The following is a 25,674-nucleotide window of genomic DNA, read 5'->3' as shown; positions in this document are numbered from 1 at the left end:
AGTTTTATAATAGTGGTAATTACAATTACTTGCGCTTAATTACCTGTTGAGCTTTGGCTGCGATATTTGCAGCATTTAAGCCATATTTTTCAAGTAATTGAGCAGGAGTTCCACTTTCTCCAAAGGTGTCTTGAGTAGCAACAAATTCTTGTGGTGTAGGATGATGCTGTGCAAGTGTGCGTGCAACACTTTCTCCTAGTCCACCTAGATAATTGTGTTCTTCTGCTGTTACGATACAACCTGTTTTCTTTACTGAATCTAAAATAGCTTTTTCATCTAAAGGTTTAATGGTATGAATATTAATCACCTCGGCAGATATACCTTTTTCATTTAATTCTTTAGCAGCTTCTAGAGCTTCCCAAACTAAATGTCCAGTTGCCACTATAGTGACATCTTTTCCATCTTGTAAATGAACAGCTTTTCCAATTTCAAAGCTTCCGTTTTCTGGAGTAAAGTTAGCTACTTTAGGTCGTCCGAACCTAAGGTAAACAGGTCCATGATGATCTGCGATAGCAATCGTTGCTGCCTTTGTCTGATTGTAATCACAAGTGTTTATTACAGTCATTCCTGGAAGCATTTTCATAAGACCGATGTCTTCAAGAATTTGGTGTGTAGCACCATCTTCTCCTAGTGTAAGACCAGAGTGTGATGCACAAATTTTTACATTCTTATCAGAATAAGCAATGCTTTGTCTGATTTGGTCATAAACACGACCCGTTGAAAAGTTAGCAAATGTTCCTGTAAAAGGAATTTTACCACCTATTGTTAAACCAGCAGCGATACCCATCATATTGGCTTCTGCAATTCCTACTTGGTAGAAACGGTCTGGGTGCTGATTTGCAAATTCATTCATTTTCAATGATCCTGTAAGATCGGCGCAAAGAGCCACTACATTCTCATTTATATTTCCTAGTTCAGTAAGACCAGCTCCAAAACCTGATCTCGTGTCCTTATTTCCTGTGTTTTCGTAAACTTTCATAATGGTGAACAGATTTTGATTAATAATCTCCTAAAGTTTCTGGGTTTTGAGCAAGAGCACTTTCTAATTGCTCATCATTAGGTGCTACTCCATGCCATTTGTGTGATCCCATCATAAAATCTACACCATTACCCATTTCAGTGTGAAGTAGGATGCAAATAGGTTTTCGCTTTCGCGAAAGCGAAATAGCCTCACGTACTCCATTTACCACAGCTTCAATATCATTTCCTTTTTCGATGGTAAGTACTTCCCAACCAAAAGCCTCAAATTTATTTTTCAGATCACCTAGTGATAATACAGCATCGGTAGAGCCATCAATTTGTTGACCATTTACATCGATTGTAGCGATTAAATTGTCTACATGATTTGCACTAGCGTACATGGCAGCTTCCCAAATTTGACCTTCTTGAAGTTCGCCATCACCATGCAAACTGAATACGGTTTTGTCATCGTTATTCAATTTTTTTGCAAGAGCGGCACCTATAGCTACACTCATTCCTTGTCCTAGTGAACCACTAGCAATGCGTATACCTGGTAAACCTTCATGAGTGGTAGGATGTCCTTGTAGGCGAGTGTTTAGTTTTCTAAAAGTATTTAATTCTTCTACAGGGAAATATCCAGCTCTCGCAAGGACACTGTAGTAAACGGGAGATATGTGCCCGTTTGATAAGAAAAATAAATCTTCATTAACTCCATCCATACTAAAATCTGGATTGTGATCCATGATCTCATTATAGAGAGTAACGATAAACTCTGCACAGCCTAGGGATCCACCTGGGTGACCACTATTTACTGCATGAACCTGTCGTACTATGTCGCGGCGTACTTGGGTTACGATGTCTTTTAATTGCTGTATATCAGCCATTTTAATTGTTTAATTTGATGATACTGCAAAAGTACGTTTCTAATCTTCCTTTTTACGAATTTTGCACAGTCAATTATTAATGAGTAGCAAACAATTTAATAGAATCTCGGAAAGTTAAAGACTGGATTATTTTTTAAAACGGTCTTTAACTTAGATGAATTGAATTAACTAGTCGTATAAATCACGTTAAAACCTATCTTTGCCACGCATGAAATTTGACTTATTACATAACGATCCTAACAGCCAGGCTAGGGCTGGTGTAGTTCACACTGACCATGGTGCAATTGAAACGCCCATATTTATGCCTGTAGGAACCCTTGCAACGGTAAAGGGTTTACATCAAAATGAACTTAAAGATGTGGTTAATCCAGATATAATTCTGGCAAATACCTACCACTTGTATTTGCGACCAGGAACTGAAATTCTAGAAAAGGCCGGTGGTGTTCATAAATTTATGAATTGGGATAGACCAGTTCTTACAGATTCTGGTGGTTATCAAGTTTATTCCTTGAGTGCAAATAGAAAAATTAAAGAAGCTGGTGTGAAATTTAAATCACATATCGATGGTTCTTACCACTTCTTTACACCAGAAAGCGCTATGGATATTCAACGTACCATTGGTGCAGACATCATCATGGCATTTGATGAATGTACTCCTTATCCATGCGATTACAATTACGCTCGTCGATCCATGCACATGACCCATCGATGGTTAAAAAGATGTATCGATCATTTTCACAATACTCCTAGTAAATATGGTTATAACCAAACTTTATTTCCTATTGTACAAGGTAGTACGTATAAAGATTTAAGAGCTCAAAGTGCTGAATTTATTGCCAATGCTGATCAACCAGGTAATGCTATAGGTGGTTTGTCAGTAGGTGAACCAGCTGAAGAAATGTATGCTATGACCGAGGTGGTAACAGCTATTCTTCCAAAAGATAAACCGCGTTACCTAATGGGTGTAGGTACTCCTATAAATTTATTGGAAAACGTGGCGCTTGGTGTAGATATGTTTGACTGTGTAATGCCTACTCGTAATGCACGAAATGGTATGATTTTTACAGTCAATGGTACCATGAATGTAAAAAATAAAAAGTGGGCCGATGATTTCTCACCACTAGATGAGCATGGTACTGCTTGGGTAGATCAATATTATAGCAAGGCATACGTAAGACATCTTTTTACCGTTAATGAAATGCTAGGTAAGCAAATATGTACCTTGCACAATCTTACTTTTTATCTATGGCTCATGCGCGAGGCGAGAAAACACATACTTGCTGGTGATTTTAGAACCTGGAAGGATAAAATGGTAAAACAAATGGACAATAGATTATAGTATTGAATATTTTAGATAAATACATATTAAAAAGGTATTTAGGTTCATTTATCCTGCTGTTATCGTTATTCCTACCGATAATGGTTACAGTGCACCTTGCAGAAAAAGTGGGAAAGATACTTAGTAAAAATGCACCACTTGACGAGACCTTGTGGTACCTTCTGGATTTTACTATTTACTTTTCAAATTTTTTATTTCCTTTATTTCTGTTTATTTCTACGATGTTTTTTACATCAAAATTGGCTAACAACACAGAAGTTATTGCATTTTTAAGTTCAGGAGTTTCATTCAATAGATTCCTTAAGCCATACATAATTGGTGCAACGATAGTTTGTACAGGAGCCTTGTTGTTTAGTTCTTTTTTGGTTCCTAATGCCGCTCAAGGATTTAATGAATATCAATACAAGTACTTTAAACGAACAGATAGTCAAAAAACATCTGATGTTTATCGTCAAATCAATGATAATGAGTATATCTATGTGAGTAATTACCAGCCTTCAAGAAAAAAGGGCTACAATTTCACCCTAGAACATTTTGAAGCTGACTCACTTAAATTTAAAATCTCTGCTAGTAGTATTCAGTTTAACGACACTTCCTATACGCTCACAAGTTTTAAAAAACGTATTATTCTTGAAAACAGTGAAAAAATCGAACAATACGGTAAGTACGACACTCTTTTACCTTTTGAAATCGATGAACTTACACCAGTAGAATATGTAGCCGAAACTAAAAATTTCTGGGAACTGAATGAATTTATAAAACAAGAAGAAAAACGAGGTAACGCTAACATGAACTTATACTATGTAGAAAAGTATAAGCGTACCAGCATACCTGTAAGCGCCTTTATTTTTACCCTTATAGCAGTTGCAGTAAGTAGTGTAAAAAAACGTGGAGGAATGGGAATGAATCTTGCCATAGGGTTAGTAATCGCCATGACCTACGTATTTCTAGACAAAGTTTTTGGAACCATTGCAGAGAAAAGCACATTTAATCCGTGGTTTGCAGTGTGGTTTCCAAATATATTTTTTGCAATTGTAGCTATATTTTTATTGCGTAATGCCAGACGATAGAGTAGTTAATTATCTCCATTTACACCTCATTGTTTTTATTTGGGGTTTTACCGCTGTTTTAGGAGCTCTTATAAGTATTGATTCCATTCCTTTGGTTTGGTACCGTATGTTGCTAGCGGTGATTTTTATTTTTATCTATATAAAGATCAAAGGGATCTCGTTGCTAGGTGATGGAGTTAATACGCTTTCGCGAAAGCGTATTCTATCATTCTGCTTGGCAGGTTGCGTAATAGCCTTACACTGGGTTACTTTTTTTGGTGCCATTAAAGTTTCTAATGTGTTCATCTGTTTGGCAATGATGAGTACAGGAGCCTTTTTCACGGCCTTGTTGGAACCTCTATTTACACCTAAAAAATTTGTTGGCTACGAATTAATCTTCGGGATTATAATTATTGGAGCACTATATTACATATTCACGGTAGAAAGTAATTATATAGAAGGGATCTTGCTAGGATTGACAAGTGCACTGTTAAGCGCTGTATTCAGTATTATGAATGTAAGTTGGGCCAAAGTTTATAATCCTACCGTTATTTCTTTTTATGAGCTGGCAAGTGGTGTCGTTCTACTCTCTTTATTTTTCTTGATATTACCAATAGACTTTGTAGCTCCAGTAGCATTGTCTGTTTACGATTGGTTATGGTTGGGAATTCTAGCTTCAGTGTGTACAGCCTATGCCTTTATTGCCAGCGTTAAAGTAATGAAAGTATTAAGTGCTTATACGGTGATGCTTACCATTAACCTAGAACCGGTTTACGGAATATTACTTGCCTATTTTATTTTCAAAGAGCAAGAGCAAATGACACCCGAGTTTTATTTAGGTGCTGTAGTAATCCTACTTGTTATTATAGCAAATGGTATCATAAAGACAAGACTTAAAAAGAAACAAACAAGTAAATAAAACTTCCTCGTGTAGTTTAATATTTGACATCTTTATAAGTGTTTTTAAAAACCGATATAGTCTTGAATTGTCTATTAAAGACTTTTTCAGGGTTTTACAACCGTTCCCAAATCCAAAAAACTCATCGTTATTCACTTTAAGTTTTACTACATTTGTTTTTCGAATTATAAAGTCCAAAAGGATAATGGAATATTTAGATTTTGAATTACCGATTAAGGAACTAGAAGACAAGTACAAGCAAACACTTGAGATAGGAGAAGGAAGTGAGGTTGATGTGACTGATACGGTTAAAAAAATAGAAAAAAAGATTAAGGCCACTCGTAAAGAGATTTACAAAAACCTAAGCCCGTGGCAACGTGTTCAAATATCACGTCACCCTAATCGCCCTTATACACTTGACTATATTAAAGCCATTTGCGGTGATACCTGGTTAGAACTTCATGGAGATCGTAATGTGAAGGATGATAAAGCCATGATTGGTGGTCTGGGTAAAATAGGAGACCAGTCCTATATGTTTATAGGTCAACAAAAGGGTTATAATACTAAAACAAGACAGTACCGCAACTTTGGAATGGCAAATCCTGAAGGTTATAGAAAAGCGTTACGTTTAATGAAAAGTGCCGAGAAATTCGGGATTCCTGTAGTGGCATTAATCGATACTCCAGGTGCTTATCCAGGTCTTGAAGCAGAAGAACGTGGTCAAGGAGAGGCAATTGCACGCAATATCCTTGAAATGACACGACTTAAAGTGCCTATTATCGTAATGATTATAGGAGAAGGAGCAAGTGGTGGAGCACTAGGAATAGGAGTAGGAGATAGAGTTGTGATGCTAGAAAATACGTGGTATTCCGTTATTTCACCAGAAAGTTGTTCATCAATCTTATGGCGCAGTTGGGAATATAAAGAACAAGCTGCCGAGGCTCTTAAACTTACCAGTACCGACATGAAAAAGATGAAGCTTGTAGATGAGGTACTTAAAGAACCTCTAGGTGGTGCACACCGAGATCGTGATGCTATCTTCAAATCGGTGGCAGACTGTATAACGAGACATTATACAGAATTAAAAGAATTAGAATCCAGTAAACTTGTAGAGCAGCGTATGGATAAATATGCTGATATGGGTGTGTATAAAGGATAATTCTTAACTCATAAATATTAGGCGCTTTTATGAAAATAAAGGCGTCTTTTTTTGCGCTTTTTTTCAATAAAGAAGTTATCAACGACAAATAGTAATATAGAAAAATTACAATTTTTTTTGAGCTAGTGTAAACTTCCTATTTAACAAAATTTTTTGTACCTTATTAACAGGTTATTAAATGCTTTTTAAACACGATTGTTAGTTAATGGTGAATAGACTAGCTAGTATAAACCTACTTTAAAAACTACCTTTGAAAACTATGGAAAAAATACAAGTACGTTCTAATAAAATCTCTGGAAACAGTCCGGTTATTGCCCTTGAAAAAGGTAAGATACCACCACAAGCTGTTGATTTAGAGCGTGTTGTGCTGGGTGCGTTGATGATTGATGGTAAAGGTGTAGATGAGGTAATTGACCTGCTTTCACCAGAGGTTTTTTACCAAAAAAGCCATCAACACATCTTTGAAGCGATTGATATTCTTTTCAAAGAAGGTAAACCTATTGACTTATTAACCGTAAGCAGTCAATTACGTAAGCAAGAACGTATTGAAGCAGTTGGAGGTGATCATTATTTGGTGCAATTAAGTCAATTAGTGAGCTCAACAGCGCACATTGAATATCATGCCCGTATTATCCTACAGAAACACATTCAAAGGCAGCTTATTTCGATTTCTTCAGAAATTATTGAAGATGCCTATGAAGAATCTACCGATGTATTTGACTTGCTGGATACTGCCGAATCTAAATTATATGAGGTCACCCAAGGTAATATTAGAAAAAGTACCGAGACCGCAATGGATCTCGTACGACAGGCAAAACAAAAAATAGAAGAAATTGCAAACCGCGATGGATTAAGTGGAATTCCTACAGGATTTACTGATCTTGACAAACTAACCAGTGGTTGGCAACCTAGTGATTTAATTATTATCGCAGCACGTCCAGGTATGGGTAAAACAGCCTTTACTTTAAGTATGGCTCGTAATATTGCGATTGGGTCTAATACTCCTGTAGCTTTCTTTTCTTTAGAGATGAGCTCGGTACAGCTGATTACACGTCTTATTTCTGCCGAAACTGGATTAAGTTCAGAAAAGCTACGTACTGGTAAATTAGAGAGCTATGAATGGGAACAACTTAATGTAAAGGTTAAAGATCTTGAACAAGCTCCTATTTATATTGATGACACTCCATCGTTATCCATTTTTGACCTTAGAGCAAAATGTCGCCGTCTAGCATCACAATACGGTATCAAGCTTATCATGATTGATTACTTGCAATTAATGACCGCACAAACAAACAGTAAAGGTGGTAATCGTGAGCAAGAGATATCAACTATTTCTCGTAATCTTAAAGCCCTTGCCAAAGAACTTAACGTGCCTGTAATTGCATTGTCACAGTTATCTCGTGCGGTTGAATCTCGTGGTGGTACAAAACGACCATTACTTTCAGACCTTAGGGAATCTGGAGCCATCGAGCAAGATGCCGATATCGTTTCTTTCATTTATAGACCCGAGTATTATGGTCTAGAAGAATGGGATGATGATGATCGTGGACCTACCAAAGACCAAGGTGAATTTATTGTAGCAAAACACCGTAATGGTGCTACCGATAGCATACGATTGAAATTCTTAGGTAAATTTGGTAAGTTCGATAACTTGGACGATTTCTTCTCATCGCCACAGGAAATTGGTTCCAAAATGAATGCAGCAAATGACGATACATTTAAATCTGATAATGCAGGAATAAGACCTTCAAATCCAGGAGATGCTTTTGGAATTGATAATGACGATCTAGCTTTTTAGAAATTACAATTCATTTCTCGTATCCTATTTGTATTTTAGTACCAGTTGAGAGATTTCGGCATGGATTATTAAGCTGTGCTCATGCGACAACGATAGAGTTTAGTTTAATTACGCTTTCGCGAAAGCGTACACTAAAAATTCCATCATGACATGACGAGTTCTCCAATCTTAAACTAGAATAGGTTACCATGATTAAAAATTATATAAGTTGTATTCTTTTATGCCTAATTGGGCTGTTTTCTCATGCGCAATATGTTCTGGTTCCCATGGATGCCGATACTCAAAAAGACCATTTAAAAGCCTATGGAACGGCTTATTGGGTACTCGAACAAGGTATAAAAGTTAAATGGTTACTCAATTATAGAGGTGGTTCCTTCTTAATGCCAGAAACTGATGCGATAAAAAAAGAACTTACTATACGTGGGGTAAGTTACGAATCATTAAATGAAGGCGAGACAGCACAAATCCTTGAATTCATTGCTAGCCCGTCGCAAAATATGCAAGAAGTGGTGCTAGAGAAGGCACCGAAAATTGCAGTATATACTCCTACAGGAAAACAACCTTGGGATGATGCGGTTACCATGGTACTTACTTATGCCGAAATTCCATATACCAAGGTCTATGATAAAGAAGTTTTAAATGATGAATTGTTATTGTATGACTGGTTGCACTTGCATCATGAGGATTTTACAGGACAGTATGGTAAATTTTATCGCAGCTTTAGAACTGCGCCGTGGTACATTCAAGAAAAGAAAGAAGCAGAAGAACTGGCTGCAGAGCTGGGATATAACAAAGTAAGTGAGGCAAAACTTGCCGTAGCAAAAAAGATAAGAGATTATGTAATTGGTGGTGGTTTTATGTTTGCCATGTGCAGTGCTACAGATAGCTTTGATATAGCGCTAGCAGCAGAAGATGTTGATATTTGCGAACCTATGTTTGATGGTGATGCTAGTGAACCAGATTACCAGTCAAGGATTGATTTCAATAAAACTTTTGCTTTTACTGATTTTTTACTGGAACGTTCTCCCATGGTTTATGAGTTTAGTAGTATAGATATGACTACTAAACGTAAGGTAGCAAAGGAGTTGGACTACTTTACTTTGATGGATTTTAGCGCCAAATGGGATCCTATTCCTACTATGCTTAATCAGAATCACACTTCGCTAGTAAAAGGATTTATGGGGCAAACTACCAGTTATACAAGAGAAGAAGTAAAAAAGAACGTATTAGTTCTCGCTGAAAATAGATCAAACGGCGAGGCTAAATACTTACACGGAATACGTGGTAAAGGCTTTTTCACTTTTTATGGTGGTCACGATCCAGAAGATTACCAGCATAGGGTAGGAGATCCACCTACAGAATTAAAACTTCACCCTACATCACCTGGCTATCGCTTGATTTTAAACAATATTCTATTTCCTGCTGCTAGAAAACAAAAGCAGAAGACGTGATGTTGTAAATTACTTTATTTTGGGCTACGGATACTTTTTAGACTGTTAAATATTTTTTACATTAAGGTCAATATGAAATCAACCATCATTTCAATCATTTTTTTAACTATTTTGCAAAATACTCTTTTTTCGCAAAATTTTCAGTGTGAGGCAAACTTCCAACCATCTTTGATTAATGCCGATATTGGTGAGCAGGTGGACTTTACAAACACATCTCACCAATCAGATTCTTTTCAGTGGCTTTTTGGACCTGGATCTACTCCTCAAAGTAGCTCATTAGAAAACCCAGTAGTTTCTTTCAATCAAATAGGTACGAGATCTTCTACATTGTCAATAACCTCAAATCGCGGTTGCAGTGACACAATTACTATTGACGGTCCAAATGTTGAGCCTGTTCGCAATTCTATTTCTGATTGTTGGACAATGATTCAAAAAGGCCCTGATTTATATAATGGACAATCTGGTTTTTTTGGTAATGGTAGTTCTTTATTTGAAGTCACTGATATTGAAGAACTTAATGATGGGTTTCTTACTACAGGACACTTTCATGATCACATTATAAATTCAAGATTTGGTATAACTTATAATGAAACTCTTGGTTTGAATGGTAGTTATTTGACAAAGTACGATAAAAACGGCATGCTTAAGTGGTTAGTATTACTTGAAAATGATAATACTACTCAAAGAAGTTCTTTCATTTCAACTGTACAAGACTTAAACGGAGATATTTACATAGCAGGAAATTCGCAAGGTGGTTTTTTCAAGGATAACTATGGAAATACTATTGACTTGACAGTTAATAGAGCGTACACACGTGGGTTTATTATCAAATTAGATTCAAAGGGAAAGTTAATTTGGCACAGAAGAGGAGAAAGTATTTACCCGCAAAAAGTTATAATCGATAATAATAATAATCTAGTGGTAATGGGCGATTTACGTAGTAATGGAAATGCGCCTCATAATTACAACTGGTTTATTAATAATACTACATTAAGTAGCTTTGATGATTTTGGGAGAATTGATATGAATCACTTTTTGTCAAAATTTGATTCCAATGGTAACCTGATTTGGAATGCAAATTTGAAATTGACGGGACCTAATAGCAATCGATTAAAAGATGTTATCATTGATTCTAATAATAATATTTATTTAGCTGGGTATTTTGGAAATGATTTAATTTACTATTCGGCAAACGGTTCTTCACCCAGTGTTACAAATTTTCCTGGTAACCTTACGAAAAGTTTTTTATTAAAATATGATTCAAATGGACAAGTTATTTGGGTGGTTAACACTTTTGTCGAGGATAACAATGATTTTGAAACGGTGCGTGTAAAGGCTTTAGAACTAGATAATAGTGGTAATGTTTATATGACAGGTCAAAACAGATGTATCTACTCTCATCATCGTCATGTATTTGAAAATACCGACGGTACTAGAACATCTGAAAAAGTAGGTGGATATTATCTAGCTAAAATTAACTCGAGCGGTATATGTGAATGGATTGTAGGTGTAGACGACAGTTATTTTGGTTATGGTCATGATTTAATTTCTGATAATAACGAAATTCTCGTTTTAGCTCAGACGTCTGACAATAGGCTAAGCCATCAAAATTTAAATTTTACTAGCACAAATGGGAACAATTTAAATACTACTATAGGTAATGATGACTTAATGGTGATAGCCTATACTGAACAAGGCGTTCTTAAGAGAATGGTGAAAAGTGGAAACAGTAGACAAGATTATTTGGCTGGTGATAGTGTCAAAAGTTTTTTTAAAGACGACGACGATAATTATTACCTAGCAAGAGTTATTGGTCACATGGGCGGGAATTTTACTACCCCTTATCAATTTTTTGGAACAACTATTCTTCAATCAGATTTAATAAGTAGAGACGCAACGATAACAAAATTTAACGAAAATTGTGGAGATATAATTTACAATAGCATTAATCAAAACGTGGTCAATTTACAAGTATGTGATAATATAACCGTAGGTAATAATTATGATGGATTGGTTATAATTGACCTTACATCTCATGAATCTAATATAGTGACAAATAATTCTCAAAATAATTTACAATTTCAATATTTTTTAGATAGTAATTTTACAATTCCGATTAATGATCCATTAAATTATCAAAATACCCTTCCATTAGAGACAATTTATGTTCACGTTACAGATAGTAATAATAGTAGTTTCAATGGTAGCACAACTTTTCAGCTTGAAATAATTGCGTTACCAGTAGTAAATTCACCAGTTAGTCTTTTACAATGTGATGACGATACAGATGGAATCAGTTTATTTAATTTGAATGAAGCTGCTCCGTCTATCACACCAGATTTAATAACTAATACGATCACTTATTTTACCAGCGCTGTAGATGCAGCTGCTAACACTAATGCCATTGTAAACCCGATTAATTATCAGAACAGTACAGCAAGCAGTGATACCATTTATGCACGAGTAAGTAATACAAACGGTTGTTTTGATGTGGCACAGGTTAATTTACAAGTCACTACTACTGCCTTACCAGCAGGATTTAACCGGAGTATATATGAATGTGATGACGGTACTGATTTATACGATGGTGTAGCAAGTTTTGATTTTAGTACAGTTACTACAGACATTATCAATCAGTTCCCGACAGGTCAGGCATTAGACGTTACGTACTACCCATCAGAGAACGATGCGCTGGCCGAGAGTAATGAAATCACGAATATCACAAATTATCAAAACACCACTTCTCCCCAAACCATCTACGTAAGAGTGGAAAGTAGTCTGAATAATGACTGCCTGGCATTAGGACCTTACCTTACTCTTTATACAGAGAATAATCCTTTAGATCCAGGTGTACTTACTATCACTCAATGTGATCAAGGCAATGACGGTGTAGAAACTATTGACACCTCAAATATAGCCGCCCAACTCTTACAAGGACAGACAGGAGTAGGTATAGAATATAGAGATAGTACTGGAAATTTACTTCCTAATCCACTACCTAACCCATTAGTAACAGGCACACAAACTATTAACGTTAGACTATTTAATACCACATCTCAAGATACAGATGGAGCCTGTGAGCTATTCACTACAATTGACATTGTAGTAGACGCAGGAGTAAGCGCATTTTCAGTTCCAGCACAAGAAGTATGTGATACAGATGCTGATGGTCTTTTTGATTTTGACACCAGCTCCATTCAAAGCACTATACTAGGGAATCAAAGTGGCGTACAAATCACCTATGAAGATCAAAATGGTAATGCACTACCGTCACCACTGCCTAATCCATTTACCACAGCTACTCAAGCGGTAACGGCTACCGTAATTAATCCACTGAATCCACAGTGTTTTGAACAGATAACCATAAATTTTGTAGTATATGAAACACCTGTAGCACATCCTGTTCAGGATGATATAGTGTGTGACGATTTTAGTAATGATGGTAGTGAGGTGTTTGATCTTACTGTGTATAACTCTCAGGTTTTATTAGGGCAAAATCCTACTGACTTTTCAATTAGCTATCACAGTAGTTTGTCAAATGCTCAGTCTAATAACAATGCTTTACCATTTAGTTACACTAGTTCAGTAACTAGTGAAACTGTCTTTGTAAGAATAGAGAATAATCTCAATCCAAATTGTTATAACGTAACAGACTTTGAGATAGGTGTCTCTAGACAACCTATTGCTACTATGCCACCACGCATAGAGTTTTGTGATGATACTCTCAATGATGGTGTGGTGAGTCTCAACTTAGGCGATCAAAACACCGCTATACTCAATGGGCAGCTACCTAATGAGAACCGTATCACGTACCACAGCTCGTTAAGTGATGCAGAAAATAATTTGAACGCCTTGCCTAATGCTTATACTACCGTTCAGAATCCAGAGACCGTATTTGTAAGAATAGAAAACGTAGACCATCCAGATTGCGCAGATTTTACTCAATTTGAAATTGAAGTATACGAACAACCTGTTTTAAACATGCCTACTCAGTGGACAATTTGTGAAAACGGTACTGTTGATATACTAGCGCCTACTGGATACGATTCGTATTTATGGTCCACAAATGAGTCCACGTCCACCATTACTGTAGACACACCTGGTAGTTATACACTAGAGGTAGCTAATGATTACGGCACCTTGTTTTGCGAGGACAGTATTCAAATCGAGGTGATAGAGTCCACTATACCTGTCATTACTGATATCGAAGTATCAGACTGGAGTCGTGACAATAACAGTATTACAGTCACCGTCACTGGAACAGGTGATTATGAATATTCTATAGATGGTATCACGTTTCAATCTAGCAATAGCTTTACTAATTTAATCTTTGATGATTATGTGGTTTATGTAAGAGACCGCAACGGTTGTGGTCAGGTAAGTCAAGAGGTCTTTTTACTATTTTATCCTAACTTTTTCACGCCTAACTCAGACGGCTTTAATGACTACTGGCAATTGTACAACGCCTCCATAGAACCTAGTGCAAAAATCTACATCTTTGATAGGTACGGCAAGCTGTTGAAGCAAATATTACCACAAACTGTAGGTTGGGACGGTACTTTTAATGGTAATCCCATGCCATCTAGTGACTATTGGTTCACTGTAGAACGAGCAGACGGCAGAACCCTTTCGGGCCACTTTTCGTTGAAGAGGTAGTGTTGTTACGCTTTCGCGAAAGCGTAATTGCCCGAAAAACACTTCATTCAAATAACGACCAGGAGCAAGTGTAAAGCCACCTGCGATCACTATAGCACCTACATAAAGAAGAATCATTCCTGTTTTGTGACGGCGTATATTTTTCTTTTTTAAAGCATACAAAGAGCTGGGTACCGTCCATAAAGTAAGTGCACTAAAAAGATGGATCCACCCAAAATGATTAAGAAATCTACCACCTACTAATGCTGGCATAAATAAAGAAATCAGTGCTGTAGTTACCATCAAGCTCATATAAATCTTACCCAATAAGCGGTGGATTTTAGTTCCTTTAGATCTTAGTAATAAATAAGCACCTAAAAAAATACAAGGCACTACTGTCATTAGATGTGTGAACATCAAGATGTCGTAGAAGGCTGGTAATTTCATCGTCTAAAGATAAAAGAAAAGCCTGTTTGTAGTGTACAAACAGGCTTTATAACATTAGGTGGTTTTATTTTAACCAATAATACTGTTTAATGTAGCGCTAGGGCGCATTGCTGCTGATTCTTTTGCAGCATCTGGACGATAATATCCTCCAATATCCATAGCAACACCTTGCGCATCAATCAATTCTTTATTGATTACCTCTTCATTATCAGATAATTCTTTAGCTAGTGAACTGAATTGTGCACTTAGTTCTTCATCTTGATTTTGAGAAGCTAATTCTTGGGCCCAATACAGGGCTAGATAAAAATGCGAACCACGGTTATCTAACTCATTAACCTTTCTTGAAGGAGATTTTTTGTTAGTTAAAAACTTCTCTGTTGCGCGATCCAAGGAATCTGCAAGAATCTGAGCTTTTTTATTATCGTATTTCTCAGCTAGATGTTCCAGAGAAACTGCAAGAGCAAGAAACTCGCCTAAAGAGTCCCATCGTAAGTGATTTTCTTTTTCAAACTGCTGCACGTGTTTTGGAGCAGATCCACCAGCACCAGTCTCGAATAATCCACCACCGTTCATTAATGGAACAATAGATAGCATTTTGGCACTTGTGCCCAATTCTAGGATAGGGAATAAGTCTGTGTTGTAATCTCTAAGTACATTACCGGTAACCGAGATGGTGTTTAAACCATCCTTCATTCTAGCTAGCGTGCGTTTTGTAGCTTCAACTGGTGAAGCGATTGAGATGTCCAAGCCTTCTGTGTCATGATCTTTAAGGTATGTATTTACCTTTTTGATAAGTTCAGCATCGTGTGCTCTATTCTCATCTAACCAGAAAATAGCAGGGTCATTAGTTGCTCTGGCTCTCGAAACTGCCAGTTTAACCCAATCTTGAATAGGAGCATCCTTAGTTTGACAAGCTCTCCATATATCACCTTCTTCTACATCGTGTTCTATAATGACAGTACCATTTTCAGAAACTACTTGCACTTTACCGTTTGCTTGTATTTCAAATGTTTTATCGTGTGAACCATATTCTTCGGCTTTTTGAGCCATTAGACCTACATTTGGAACCGTACCCATGGTAGTAGGATCAAATGCACCATGTTCTTTACAAAACTGGATAGTCTCTTGATAGATTCCAGCATATGAACTATCTGGAATCACTGCTTTGGTATCTTGAGTTTCTCCTGCCTTGTTCCACATTTGTCCAGATGTACGTATCATTGCCGGCATTGAGGCATCAATAATTACATCACTAGGTACATGTAAATTAGTGATTCCTTTATCGCTATTTACCATCGCGATATCAGGACGTTGCTCGTATACTTTTTCAATTTCCTTTTCAATAGCAGTTTGAACATCGCCTGGTAATTGATCTAATTTTGATAATAAATCACCAAACCCATTATTTACATCTACACCAGCCTGCTCTAATTCAGTACCAAATTTTTCAAATACCGGAGCAAAGAATGTGCGCACCGCATGGCCAAAAATGATAGGATCAGAAACCTTCATCATCGTTGCTTTCATATGCAGTGAAAAAAGTACGCCTTGACTTTTGGCATCTTCAATTTGTTCCTTCAAGAAAGATAAAAGAGCATTCTTACTCATGTAAGTAGCGTCTAGTATTTCTCCCTTTTGAAGATTTAAACCACTTTTAAGAACTTCAGTTTCTCCATCATTTTTTACTAATTGAATGGAAACCGAAGTAGATTCTTCAAAGGTGTGAGATTTCTCGTTGTGTGCAAAATCACCTGCTGACATAGTTGCAACATGTGATTTTGAATCAGAACTCCATGCACCCATAGAGTGTGGATTGTTCTTTGCGTATTGCTTTACCGGTTTAGGAGCGCGACGATCAGAGTTACCTTCACGTAAAACAGGATTTACTGCACTACCTTTAATCTTATTATAACGTTTTTGAATTTCTTTTTCCTCCTCGGTTTGAGGATCTTCAGGGTAATCAGGTAGGTTATAACCTAGTGCTTGTAATTCTGCAATAGCAGCAGTCAATTGTGGTATTGATGCGCTTATATTAGGTAATTTTATAACGTTGGCGTCTGGTTGCTTTACAAGTTCACCTAGCTGTGCGAGAGCATCTTCTTGTTTTTGATCTTCAGTTAGGTTTTCTGGGAAAGTAGCAATAATTCTTCCAGCTAGAGAAATATCTGCTGTATCAATATCGATACCTGCTGGAGCAATAAATTTTTTAATGATTGGTAAAAAAGAAGCGGTTGCTAGTGCTGGTGCTTCATCCGTTTTTGTATAGATAATTTTAGGTAAATCTGCCATTGTAATTATTCTGTTTTTTAGAGTAATAAACAAGTATTTAAGCTTGTAAAAAAGAATTGCAAATATAAGTAATAGCAGTGATTTCTTATAGTACAATTAACGCATTACTCGTTAACATATTCCTATATTTGAGTTATGAAAAAATATTTTTTCAAAGCACTTGCATCAATTAATAAAAAGCTGTTACCCAGTTTTACTAAAAAGAGATTAGATCTAAGCAAGGCAACCAAATGGCAAATGGCGCTTTTAGGTTATAAGTTATGGGTAACAAAAAACGCACTAGATTAATGTTTTATAAAGGTATAGACCAGCTTAACCGAGTAGTTGAAATAGCAAATTTACCTGAACGTATCGTTTCACTGGTTCCATCTCAAACCGAATTGCTAGTTGATCTAGGATTAGAAGATAGAATTGTGGGCGTTACTAGGTATTGCGTACACCCAGAAAACTTACGCACTGATAAAGTTGTCGTAGGTGGTACTAAAAAAATAGTACTAGAACGTATTTATGAGTTACAGCCAGATTTAATTATCGCAAATAAAGAGGAAAACACCCTAGATATCGTAGCTGCTTGTGATCAAATAGCTCCTACTTATGTGAGTGATATTTTGACATTAGAAAACGCTTACGAGATGATTCATGATATAGGAATCATGACAGGAAGTTCTTTCAAGGCAAAATCCTTAGTTCGTACTATTAAAATGGAATTCAACAAGCTTAAAGTGAATTCAGCAAAAAATGCAGTTTACTTAATTTGGAAGAATCCATACATGGCAACGGGTAATGATACATTTATTCATCATGTTTTAAGACAAGGTGGATTTGAAAATTTATGTAAAGACCTACAACGATATCCAGAGTTTTCACTTGATGAGTTAATAAAATTACAACCAGAATTTATCCTACTTTCTAGTGAACCCTATCCTTTTAAAGAGGAAGATAAACAAGAACTTATTGAAGCATTTACACTAGCACCAGCATCCGACGCTTTAAAACCGAAGGTTATTCCTAAAATTGTACTAGTTGATGGTGAGATGTTCTCGTGGTATGGATCACGTTTAAAACTTGTACCGGAATATTTGAGCAAACTACAAGATCAACTCAACAATTAATTTCAAAGAAAAAAACCTGCTCATGATATGAACAGGTTTTTTTATTAGGTTCTATAAAAGTATTATTTATTGAACTTGTTTTTATAATCAGTAATTGCTTGTTGTACGATCTCCATTGCTTTTTCACGACCTTGGAATTCTTCTACATCAACAGTTTTGTTCTCTAACTTTTTATAATCTTCAAAGAAATTACGCATTTCTTTTTTCCAGTATTCTGGTAATTCGCTTACATCATTAAAGTGAGCAACCGACATGTCATTTGCGGCAACGGCTATAATTTTATCATCCATTTCACCACCATCCATCATTTGCATTACACCGATAACCTTTGCTTCAACCATACACATAGGTACGATTTCAATTTGTGAAAGAACTAGAATATCTAGCGGATCTTGATCGTCACAATAAGTTTGTGGTATAAAACCATAGTTAGTTGGGTAGTACATTGAAGAGTAGATCACACGATCTAAAATCAACATTCCTGTTTCCTTATCTAACTCATATTTTGCGCGAGTATTCTTTGGTATCTCAATAATTCCATTTACAATTTCCGGAGCTTTTTCTCCGTACGACACGTCGTGCCAAGGATGTACTTGCATAATCTTTTGTTTGTTTAAGCGGCTGCAAAAATAATGTTATTTCGCTTTCGCGAAAGCGTAAACGCGACAAACCTTGATATAATATTGTTATTCAATGAAATAATGACCCTATAATAACCCATTCTTAACCTTTATGAGGTGTAAAACCTACGTTAAACCCCAAACAATGTAAGTCCAACTATACAAAACAGACTATTTTTATTGTATGAATTACCAAGAACGATACGGTACCAGATTTGAAATTCACAACCCAAAAGACAAAGATCCCTTTGACAGACTCTTTGATATTTTCAAGGAGTTAATCACTCACACCTCTGGTGATTTTGATGAAGCTATTGAATGGTTGCGTGAATTAGATAAGGAATACCACCTAACCACTGCAGAATATACGATAGACGATTTTATTGAGGATTTAAAACAGCGTGGTTATATACGAGAAGAAATTGATCCATCAAAGGGTCAAGATGGATCAGATGACGGTGATGGATCTGGAAGATTCACTATTACTGCAAAAACAGAACAATTATTACGTAAGCATGCTCTTGAGCAAATTTTTGGTAATATGCGTAAGGGCGCAAGTGGGAACCACAAAACATCAAAATTAGGTACCGGAGATGAGCACAGCGGTGATTTTAGAGCTTATAAATTTGGTGACGACCTAGGTTCTATTTCCATGACAGAGAGTTTGCGCAACGCACAAATTAATCACGGTATAGGAAATTTTAACCTTACTGAAGAAGATCTAGTAGTAGAGGATACACAGTTCAAGGCTCAAATGAGTACGGTATTAATGATAGACATCTCTCACTCCATGATTCTTTATGGAGAAGATCGAATAACACCTGCAAAAAAAGTGGCTATGGCACTGGCCGAATTAATAACTACCAGATACCCAAAAGATACTCTTGATATCATAGTATTTGGTAATGATGCGTGGCCAATTAAAATTGCAGATTTACCTTATCTAAAAGTAGGACCCTATCATACTAATACCGTCGCTGGATTACAGCTTGCACTAGATTTACTGCGACGTAAACGTAATACAAACAAGCAAATATTTATGATCACCGATGGTAAGCCTAGTTGTTTAAGATTGAGTGACGGTAGGTATTATAAGAATTCTAATGGTCTAGATGAATACATAGTTGACAAGTGTTACAACATGGCGGCACAGGCTAGAAGGTTGCATATACCTATAACAACGTTCATGATAGCAAATGATCCCTACTTACAACAGTTTGTAGACGCGTTTACCGAAGCAAATAAAGGTAAAGCCTTTTATACGGGCTTAAAGGGATTAGGTGAGATGATTTTTTCTGACTATGAGCGCAATCGTAAAAAGCGTATGAAATAAGTAGTTTATAATCTTTAATTGTGGTTTACGGTGTAGTCTACATTCTTTTTATATATTTGACTTACCAAAAACTATACAATGAAAAAACTTTTAGTATCCTTTGCAGTATTCTTCTGCGTGAGTATCATAGCAACAGCCCAAGAATTTTCTTACGGTCTATTAGGTGGAGTTAACATCTCAAAAATTAACAATGTAGGTGGTGGTGAATTGGAAGACAACGCGGTTTCTTTTCACGCTGGTTTAAATGGATTGTTCACCTTTGATGATCGCTGGAGTGCTGAAACCAGTATACTTTACAGCAGAGAAGGAGAAACTTTTGAAATAGGTAATACAGAATCAGAGATTAATCTTGATTTTATCAATATACCTTTACACGTACGTTATAGAGTTTGGAACAATCTTACCGTTCATGCAGGACCACAAGTTGGATTTCTTCTTAATGCTACTCAAAGTGTTGCTGGTGGAAATGAAGTAGACATAGATGATGAGGTGACTGTAGATTCTAATCTTTCTGTTTCTTTAGGTCTAGGATACGATTTCCCAGAATTAGGTTTATTCCTTAAAGCAAATTTTGCAGAAGGTGTTACAGACCTGTTTGATAATGAAGAATTCAAAAATGATGAATACACAAGATTAGTTAGATTCTCAGTAGGTTATAGATTTTAATTAATAACATACATTATACTATTAACCTCAACATGAAAATGTTGAGGTTTTTTTATTATAGGTATTTCTATAAACTTAAGGTGGTCGTATACGTCTAGGTAGTTAAAGTGAATTAAATAGTGTTTATCGAGTGAAACCTTAAATTATAGTATCTATTTAAACAAGTTCTATAGCATAATTAAATAGGTGGAGTATTAATAAAAAAAACCTGCTCAATAACGAGCAGGTTTATATATAATCACTTAGTGAAAAATTATTCCTTTTCCTTAAGAGCTGGTCTTGAATCAGCATTTGCTAGTTCCCAAGCTGTAACAAAAATCAACTTAGCACGTTTTTGATAAAGATCATATTCAATTTTATCTGGAGTATCAGTAGCCTTGTGATAATCTTCATGTACGCCATTGAAATAAAATATTACAGGTACATTATTTTTAGCAAAATTGTAGTGGTCACTTCTGTAATAAAAGCGATTAGGATCGTTTTTCCCGTTATACTTATAATCTAATCGAATATCCATGTCATATTTTGCTTTGGCAGCTTCACTCATATCATGTAAATCTTGAGAGAGCATATCACTTCCTATTAAATAAACATAATTAGGATCATCCTTTTGTTGAGGATCTATGCGACCTATCATATCAATATTCAAATTTGCTATGGTATTTTCTAAAGGATAAATAGGATTCTCAGAATAATATCTACTACCATATAAACCTATTTCTTCACCTGTAACATGTAAAAATAGTAAGGAACGTTTAGGACCTTTTCCATCATTTTTTGCTTGTTTAAATGCTTCAGCAATTTCAAGTAAAGCAATAGTACCGCTTCCATCATCATCGGCACCATTAAAAACTTCACCACCTTCCATTCCTACATGATCTAAGTGAGCACTAATAACAAGTACTTCTTCTGGTTTTTCAGAACCTTCTATATACGCCAGTACATTTTCTGAATCGTTTTTAATTTTTCTAAAGTAGGAGGCAGGTACTGTTTGAAAGTAAGCGCCATCATTTAATCCACCGGGAACACCCATTTTTTTATACTGCTCTCTCAAATATTCGACAGCTTTTTTCTGACCAGGCTCACCTGTATAACGACCTTCCATTTCGTCGCTAGCATAAAAATATAATTGCTCTTTTAATTCTTCAACTGTAATTGTATTCGCATATTTCATCACTTCTTCCTTGGAAGACATTGATGAATTAATCATACTTGAATTTTCACTAGAATTTGAACCAGACGCGTCAGCATCGGTACCTTTCATAGTATTACACGATGCAGCGAGGGCAAATCCTGCTGTAGCATATAATATGGTTTTTAAACTTAACATAAAGTGGTATTAATTGTTACTTCTTTTTATCTTCTTTTTTCAGGACTTTATATTCCTCATAACATTCACTAATAGCATCTAGGATTTGTAAATCACTAGCTTCTTCAATGAACTTTTTAGAGTATTGGCAATTACGTAGAATTTCATCAATACTAACCTTATCCATTTGAAGAAGGTTCATCAATGTTTCTCTGTCGTACTTACTTTGTAATATGTTTCTTACCTCGTCTGCTTTCTTTATTTCTCTAAGCTTTTTAAGAGATTTACCTTTCTTACTAAAGGTGTTATATAGAAAATCAGCTGGATTAAAAATAGATCCTAATACTTTGGTTACCGCTCCTGGTTCCTCATCACCTGCTTCATATCCTTTTTCTAGACCACTTATGCTATATCTACGCTTGCTATAAATAGGAGCTTTTTTTGCATCGATCTCTAAATAACCGGTTAATTGAATTTCCTCTACAACCACTTCCTCAAGAGCAATCCCTTTTTCGGTCATAGAAATAGTTACATTTCCAAATTTTATCCAGTCGTTGGTAACAGGTACATTAATAGTTTGAAAACCTAAATAGGAAAAGAAAAGTGTGTCATTTACCTTGGCAGTAATGGAAAACTCTCCAGCTTCATTGGTAACGGTTCCTTTAACTTGATTAAGGTTAACAATATTAACATTTACAAGAGGAGAATTGTCCTTTGCATTAAGAACGACACCGGTAACTTTAGTTTTTTTTGCGATAGTTTTTACTGTATCAACTTTGACTGATGTACTGTCTTGGGCAGTAGTGGTGTTAAAGAAAACTCCAAAACACAAAATTAAAAATAGTAGATGCTTCATTCTATAAGCTAAAATAATTCAATTGAGTTCAATACTCTATAAATTCTCAATATATTAACGGCCGTTAACATCCTCTTCCAAATATGAAATGAGCTTTCTGAAGGCTCGAGCACGGTGGCTTATTTCACCTTTTTCGGTTAGTGACATTTCTGCAAAGGTTTTATCTGCTTCATTAGGTTTAAAAATTGGATCGTATCCAAAACCTTTTTCACCTTTCTTCTCGTCGGTGATAACACCTTCACAAACACCTTCAAATAACAATTGACAGCCTTGTAATGACAAAGCTATGGCAGTAACAAATCTCGCATTTCTATTGCGAGTATTTTCTAACTTGTCTAAGACCAATTGCATATTTGCCTCACTATCACGTTCAGGACCTGCATATCTTGCACTATATACTCCTGGTTCACCATTTAGGGCATCAACTAGTAAACCAGTATCATCTGCAAATACAGGCATCTTGACTCTATTTACAAGATATTCTACTTTCTGAATAGCATTACCAGAAATTGTTTCAGAAGTTTCAGGAATGTCTTCCTCAAAATTAATATCCTTTAAACATACCAGCTCAATATTAGCCGGCATTAAAGCTTGAATTTCTTTTAATTTATTTTGATTGTGGGTAGCAAATAATAATTTCATCACGTTAAGCTTTTTGCAATGGTTTGTAACAATTCTACATGAACCACATGCTTTATATCCGGTCTATGTTTTTCACATTTTGTGCCAAAGAGAGTATCAATACGTTCTTTTTCTCGTTCAATAACTTTATCGTTCACGTATTCATCTTTAGTTCCAGATATATGTATGATTCTATCACAAAAAGTTTCAAAATGTTGGCCATCATTTTCGTTAAGCTCTTGTGGTAAACTACCACTTTGAATAATTAAGGCCTTTACATTGTAAATGTATTGTGACATAAACCTAGTAGCAATTGAAACACCTTGTGAATATCCCATCAAAACAATTCTAGGATCGCCCTTAATATTTTCTTGTGTAATTACCTTATCAAGGTAATTAAGAACATTATCCATTTCTTGCATGGTATTTTCTCTAGTAAGCCAGCTTGCACCTACATGTTTAAAATCAGAGCCTTGATAATACTTTGAAGGAGCCTGAGGAATTATAAAATAGTGATCGTCTTTAGGAAAATTGATAAAATATCTTTTAAAGTATTTTGATAAGTATCCCAATCCATGAAAACATATCCAGATACATTTTGTGGTATCCGTTAATTCGTTTAAAGTATCGTAACTATTGGTATGATTATATAAGACAGTTTTAACCATATATTTATATTGTAGGCTTATTTTTGGGTAAAGATATGGACAAACAAAATATAATAGACCAGTGTAATACCATAAGCCGTAATACACTAATGGAAACACTTGATATTGAGTATGTAGATGTTACAGAAGATACACTAACTGCACGCATGCCGGTTACTCATAAAGTTTATCAACCTGACGGAGTTCTACATGGTGGTGCCAGTGTAGCTTTGGCCGAGTCGGTAGGTAGCGCGGCTAGTTTTCTCTTTCTGGATACCGAAAAATATACTATAAGAGGTCTAGAAATAAGTGCCAATCATACGCGATCCATTAAAGAAGGATATGTTTATGCGACCGCATCTTTTATTCACAAAGGACGAACTACTCAACTATGGCAAATAAGAATAACAGATGATCAAGATAGGTTAATCTCTTTGTGTAAATTAACAACTATTGCTCTTTTAAAACAATAACAGTGAACAGTCCTTTCTTACATCAAGTATCACAACTTTTAGCCCAAGAGTTACCCTTTTTTGTACTTAAAAAAAGTAATGAAAATCGCGTCAATTTATTCTATCAATCTGATCAAGAATGGCATAAAACTACACCTCTTGAAGAAGATTATATTGTATTTGCTCCTTTTTTAAAAGAACAACATAGTGTTTATATACCCGTAGAAAATAGTATAAGTTTTCCTTGGACGCAGCAAAAGGTTGAAAGTACTCTTCCAGAATTTGATAAAGAAGTAAATAAAGATGAGTATGTAATACTTGTTGACAAGGCTATTAATAATTTACAACAAGGAGATTTAAGGAAAGTAGTGCTTTCGCGAAAGCAAACTATTAAAAGTCATTTGTCACAAGTAAAATTACTTGAACGCCTGCTCAATTTGTATCCAACGGCAAACAGCTACTTTTTTTATCATCCTAAAGTAGGTGCCTGGATGGGAGCAACTCCAGAATTATTGTTAAAAATCGAAAACACGACTTTAAAAACCATGTCATTGGCTGGAACAGTAGCTTATGATGGAGTGACCGATATTTATTGGGGAAAAAAAGAGAGAGAAGAACAACAGCTAGTCACTGATTATATAGTTGAACAACTCAAATTGACTGATGCAACAGATATTGAAACATCACAACCTCAAACTGTACAAGCAGGAGCAATTTGCCACCTAAAAACTGATATTGAGGCACAAATTAACCCAAATAATATGTATAAGTATCTTAATGCTTTACATCCTACACCAGCCGTCTGTGGTATGCCTACAAAACAAGCTTTGCAATTTATTAAGGAAAATGAAGGATACGAAAGGTCCTTTTATACAGGCTTTTTAGGAGTGGTGAATAACAACAATAAGAATGCAGAGTTTTTTGTCAATTTAAGATGCATGGAATTGAACGATAAAACGGCTACATTGTACGTAGGTGGCGGCATAACAGCATTAAGTCATGCCCAAGCAGAATATCTAGAAACAGTGAATAAAATGGGTACTATGCTTCGTGTTTTATAAAATACTTCTAAAAGCAGTACGTATTAAACTGGTCTTGAATGAGAAGGATTTTGCATACTGAGCATTTCTTCTAAAAGATAGTATGATA

General features: G+C 35.7%; 21 protein-coding genes and 1 pseudogene. 13 read left to right on the top strand and 9 right to left on the bottom strand.

Features of this window, described 5'->3' with window-relative positions; genetic code table 11:
• Positions 1-25 precede the first annotated feature (25 nt).
• Both BST93_RS11035 and BST93_RS11030 read right to left on the bottom strand, forming a co-directional pair.
• Positions 26-979: a transketolase family protein gene (locus BST93_RS11035; protein WP_105019204.1), complete on the bottom strand. Its 954-nt coding sequence runs from the start codon at positions 977-979 to the stop codon at positions 26-28.
• A gap of 19 nt (positions 980-998) precedes the next feature.
• Positions 999-1,844 carry a transketolase gene (locus tag BST93_RS11030; protein WP_042279406.1) on the bottom strand — a complete coding sequence of 282 codons (846 nt, stop codon included), beginning with the start codon at positions 1,842-1,844 and terminating at the stop codon, positions 999-1,001.
• A 208-nt stretch (positions 1,845-2,052) separates the two neighbouring features.
• Between BST93_RS11030 and tgt the strand changes: the two genes are divergently transcribed.
• From tgt to BST93_RS10995, 7 genes are all read left to right on the top strand, one after another.
• On the top strand, positions 2,053-3,183 hold the full coding sequence (gene tgt / locus BST93_RS11025; protein ID WP_042279403.1) for a tRNA guanosine(34) transglycosylase Tgt: 1,131 nt from the start codon (positions 2,053-2,055) through the stop codon (positions 3,181-3,183).
• 2 nt (positions 3,184-3,185) lie between these two features.
• Positions 3,186-4,253: an LptF/LptG family permease gene (locus BST93_RS11020; protein ID WP_060524710.1), complete on the top strand. Its 1,068-nt coding sequence runs from the start codon at positions 3,186-3,188 to the stop codon at positions 4,251-4,253.
• On the top strand, positions 4,240-5,151 hold the full coding sequence (locus BST93_RS11015) for a DMT family transporter (RefSeq protein ID WP_105019203.1): 912 nt from the start codon (positions 4,240-4,242) through the stop codon (positions 5,149-5,151). The genes BST93_RS11020 and BST93_RS11015 overlap by 14 nt, the downstream gene beginning before the upstream one ends.
• A gap of 184 nt (positions 5,152-5,335) precedes the next feature.
• Complete coding sequence (locus tag BST93_RS11010; protein ID WP_060524714.1) at positions 5,336-6,289, top strand: acetyl-CoA carboxylase carboxyltransferase subunit alpha; 954 nt, start codon at positions 5,336-5,338, stop codon at positions 6,287-6,289.
• Positions 6,290-6,548: 259 nt separating this feature from the next.
• Positions 6,549-8,087, top strand: a complete 1,539-nt coding sequence (gene dnaB / locus BST93_RS11005; protein ID WP_042279399.1) for a replicative DNA helicase — start codon at positions 6,549-6,551, stop codon at positions 8,085-8,087.
• A gap of 266 nt (positions 8,088-8,353) precedes the next feature.
• Positions 8,354-9,538, top strand: coding sequence for an asparagine synthetase B (locus tag BST93_RS11000; protein WP_105019202.1), 1,185 nt, complete (start codon positions 8,354-8,356; stop codon positions 9,536-9,538).
• Positions 9,539-9,610: 72 nt separating this feature from the next.
• Positions 9,611-14,194, top strand: a complete 4,584-nt coding sequence (locus BST93_RS10995) for an FIDD domain-containing protein (protein ID WP_105019201.1) — start codon at positions 9,611-9,613, stop codon at positions 14,192-14,194.
• A 99-nt stretch (positions 14,195-14,293) separates the two neighbouring features.
• On the opposite strand, the pseudogene BST93_RS10990 reads toward BST93_RS10995, so the two are convergent.
• Together BST93_RS10990 and BST93_RS10985 are read right to left on the bottom strand one after the other, a co-directional pair.
• A pseudogene (locus BST93_RS10990) lies at positions 14,294-14,590 on the bottom strand (DUF2306 domain-containing protein); the annotation flags it as partial.
• Positions 14,591-14,689: 99 nt separating this feature from the next.
• Positions 14,690-16,909, bottom strand: a complete 2,220-nt coding sequence (locus tag BST93_RS10985) for an NADP-dependent isocitrate dehydrogenase (protein WP_105019288.1) — start codon at positions 16,907-16,909, stop codon at positions 14,690-14,692.
• A gap of 135 nt (positions 16,910-17,044) precedes the next feature.
• Here BST93_RS10985 and BST93_RS10980 point away from each other — a divergent pair, with 135 nt between their 5' ends.
• Entirely contained in the window at positions 17,045-17,197 is a 153-nt protein-coding gene (locus tag BST93_RS10980) for an SsrA-binding protein (RefSeq protein WP_105019200.1), read from the top strand.
• A complete protein-coding gene (locus tag BST93_RS10975) occupies positions 17,170-18,021 on the top strand; it encodes an ABC transporter substrate-binding protein (protein WP_258150526.1) in 852 nt (283 codons plus the stop codon). Before BST93_RS10980 ends, BST93_RS10975 begins: the two co-directional genes overlap by 28 nt.
• Before the next feature lie 62 nt (positions 18,022-18,083).
• Here the strand turns inward: BST93_RS10975 and BST93_RS10970 are convergent, their stop codons facing one another.
• On the bottom strand, positions 18,084-18,620 hold the full coding sequence (locus BST93_RS10970; protein ID WP_105019198.1) for an inorganic diphosphatase: 537 nt from the start codon (positions 18,618-18,620) through the stop codon (positions 18,084-18,086).
• Between the two features lie 205 nt (positions 18,621-18,825).
• Between BST93_RS10970 and BST93_RS10965 the strand changes: the two genes are divergently transcribed.
• Positions 18,826-19,974 carry a vWA domain-containing protein gene (locus BST93_RS10965; protein WP_105019197.1) on the top strand — a complete coding sequence of 383 codons (1,149 nt, stop codon included), beginning with the start codon at positions 18,826-18,828 and terminating at the stop codon, positions 19,972-19,974.
• A 78-nt stretch (positions 19,975-20,052) separates the two neighbouring features.
• Positions 20,053-20,640, top strand: a complete 588-nt coding sequence (locus tag BST93_RS10960) for a porin family protein (protein ID WP_042279393.1) — start codon at positions 20,053-20,055, stop codon at positions 20,638-20,640.
• Positions 20,641-20,893: 253 nt separating this feature from the next.
• On the opposite strand, the gene BST93_RS10955 is transcribed toward BST93_RS10960, so the two are convergent.
• Genes BST93_RS10955 through BST93_RS10940 form a run of 4 tightly spaced genes read right to left on the bottom strand, consistent with a single transcriptional unit; the run spans position 20,894 to position 24,094 of the window.
• Positions 20,894-21,970: a M28 family metallopeptidase gene (locus BST93_RS10955; protein ID WP_373420740.1), complete on the bottom strand. Its 1,077-nt coding sequence runs from the start codon at positions 21,968-21,970 to the stop codon at positions 20,894-20,896.
• A gap of 16 nt (positions 21,971-21,986) precedes the next feature.
• Positions 21,987-22,805 carry a carboxypeptidase-like regulatory domain-containing protein gene (locus BST93_RS10950; RefSeq protein WP_105019196.1) on the bottom strand — a complete coding sequence of 273 codons (819 nt, stop codon included), beginning with the start codon at positions 22,803-22,805 and terminating at the stop codon, positions 21,987-21,989.
• A gap of 54 nt (positions 22,806-22,859) precedes the next feature.
• Entirely contained in the window at positions 22,860-23,447 is a 588-nt protein-coding gene (rdgB, locus tag BST93_RS10945) for an RdgB/HAM1 family non-canonical purine NTP pyrophosphatase (RefSeq protein WP_042279390.1), read from the bottom strand.
• The gene (locus tag BST93_RS10940) at positions 23,447-24,094 is read right to left on the bottom strand and encodes an alpha/beta hydrolase (protein WP_105019195.1); all 648 of its coding nucleotides are present in this window, start codon (positions 24,092-24,094) and stop codon (positions 23,447-23,449) included. The genes rdgB and BST93_RS10940 overlap by 1 nt, the downstream gene beginning before the upstream one ends.
• 35 nt (positions 24,095-24,129) lie before the next feature.
• Between BST93_RS10940 and BST93_RS10935 the strand changes: the two genes are divergently transcribed.
• Together BST93_RS10935 and BST93_RS10930 are read left to right on the top strand one after the other, a co-directional pair.
• Positions 24,130-24,546: a hotdog fold thioesterase gene (locus BST93_RS10935; RefSeq protein ID WP_105019286.1), complete on the top strand. Its 417-nt coding sequence runs from the start codon at positions 24,130-24,132 to the stop codon at positions 24,544-24,546.
• 2 nt (positions 24,547-24,548) lie between these two features.
• Positions 24,549-25,586, top strand: coding sequence for an isochorismate synthase (locus tag BST93_RS10930; RefSeq protein ID WP_181072613.1), 1,038 nt, complete (start codon positions 24,549-24,551; stop codon positions 25,584-25,586).
• Positions 25,587-25,674: the final 88 nt, after the last annotated feature.

Source organism: Nonlabens tegetincola (genome assembly GCF_002954355.1).
Classification (GTDB): domain Bacteria; phylum Bacteroidota; class Bacteroidia; order Flavobacteriales; family Flavobacteriaceae; genus Nonlabens; species Nonlabens tegetincola.
The sequence above is the reverse complement of the archived record's forward strand: the minus strand, read 5'-3'. Positions and strand labels throughout refer to the sequence as shown.

Bases quoted from the DNA above. Each gene is read 5' to 3' on its own strand.
- BST93_RS10950 (WP_105019196.1), bottom strand. From the start codon at position 22,805: ATGAAGCATCTACTATTTTTAATTTTGTGTTTTGGAGTTTTCTTTAAC.
- BST93_RS10985 (WP_105019288.1), bottom strand. From the start codon at position 16,909: ATGGCAGATTTACCTAAAATTATCTATACAAAAACGGATGAAGCACCA.
- tgt (WP_042279403.1), top strand. From the start codon at position 2,053: ATGAAATTTGACTTATTACATAACGATCCTAACAGCCAGGCTAGGGCT.
- BST93_RS10975 (WP_258150526.1), top strand. From the start codon at position 17,170: ATGGGTAACAAAAAACGCACTAGATTAATGTTTTATAAAGGTATAGAC.
- BST93_RS11035 (WP_105019204.1), bottom strand. From the start codon at position 979: ATGAAAGTTTACGAAAACACAGGAAATAAGGACACGAGATCAGGTTTT.
- BST93_RS10995 (WP_105019201.1), top strand. From the start codon at position 9,611: ATGAAATCAACCATCATTTCAATCATTTTTTTAACTATTTTGCAAAAT.
- dnaB (WP_042279399.1), top strand. From the start codon at position 6,549: ATGGAAAAAATACAAGTACGTTCTAATAAAATCTCTGGAAACAGTCCG.
- BST93_RS10940 (WP_105019195.1), bottom strand. From the start codon at position 24,094: ATGGTTAAAACTGTCTTATATAATCATACCAATAGTTACGATACTTTA.
- BST93_RS10955 (WP_373420740.1), bottom strand. From the start codon at position 21,970: ATGTTAAGTTTAAAAACCATATTATATGCTACAGCAGGATTTGCCCTC.
- BST93_RS11000 (WP_105019202.1), top strand. From the start codon at position 8,354: ATGGATGCCGATACTCAAAAAGACCATTTAAAAGCCTATGGAACGGCT.
- BST93_RS10965 (WP_105019197.1), top strand. From the start codon at position 18,826: ATGAATTACCAAGAACGATACGGTACCAGATTTGAAATTCACAACCCA.
- BST93_RS11010 (WP_060524714.1), top strand. From the start codon at position 5,336: ATGGAATATTTAGATTTTGAATTACCGATTAAGGAACTAGAAGACAAG.
- BST93_RS11030 (WP_042279406.1), bottom strand. From the start codon at position 1,844: ATGGCTGATATACAGCAATTAAAAGACATCGTAACCCAAGTACGCCGC.
- BST93_RS10970 (WP_105019198.1), bottom strand. From the start codon at position 18,620: ATGCAAGTACATCCTTGGCACGACGTGTCGTACGGAGAAAAAGCTCCG.
- BST93_RS11015 (WP_105019203.1), top strand. From the start codon at position 4,240: ATGCCAGACGATAGAGTAGTTAATTATCTCCATTTACACCTCATTGTT.
- BST93_RS10960 (WP_042279393.1), top strand. From the start codon at position 20,053: ATGAAAAAACTTTTAGTATCCTTTGCAGTATTCTTCTGCGTGAGTATC.
- BST93_RS10980 (WP_105019200.1), top strand. From the start codon at position 17,045: ATGAAAAAATATTTTTTCAAAGCACTTGCATCAATTAATAAAAAGCTG.
- BST93_RS10935 (WP_105019286.1), top strand. From the start codon at position 24,130: ATGGACAAACAAAATATAATAGACCAGTGTAATACCATAAGCCGTAAT.
- rdgB (WP_042279390.1), bottom strand. From the start codon at position 23,447: ATGAAATTATTATTTGCTACCCACAATCAAAATAAATTAAAAGAAATT.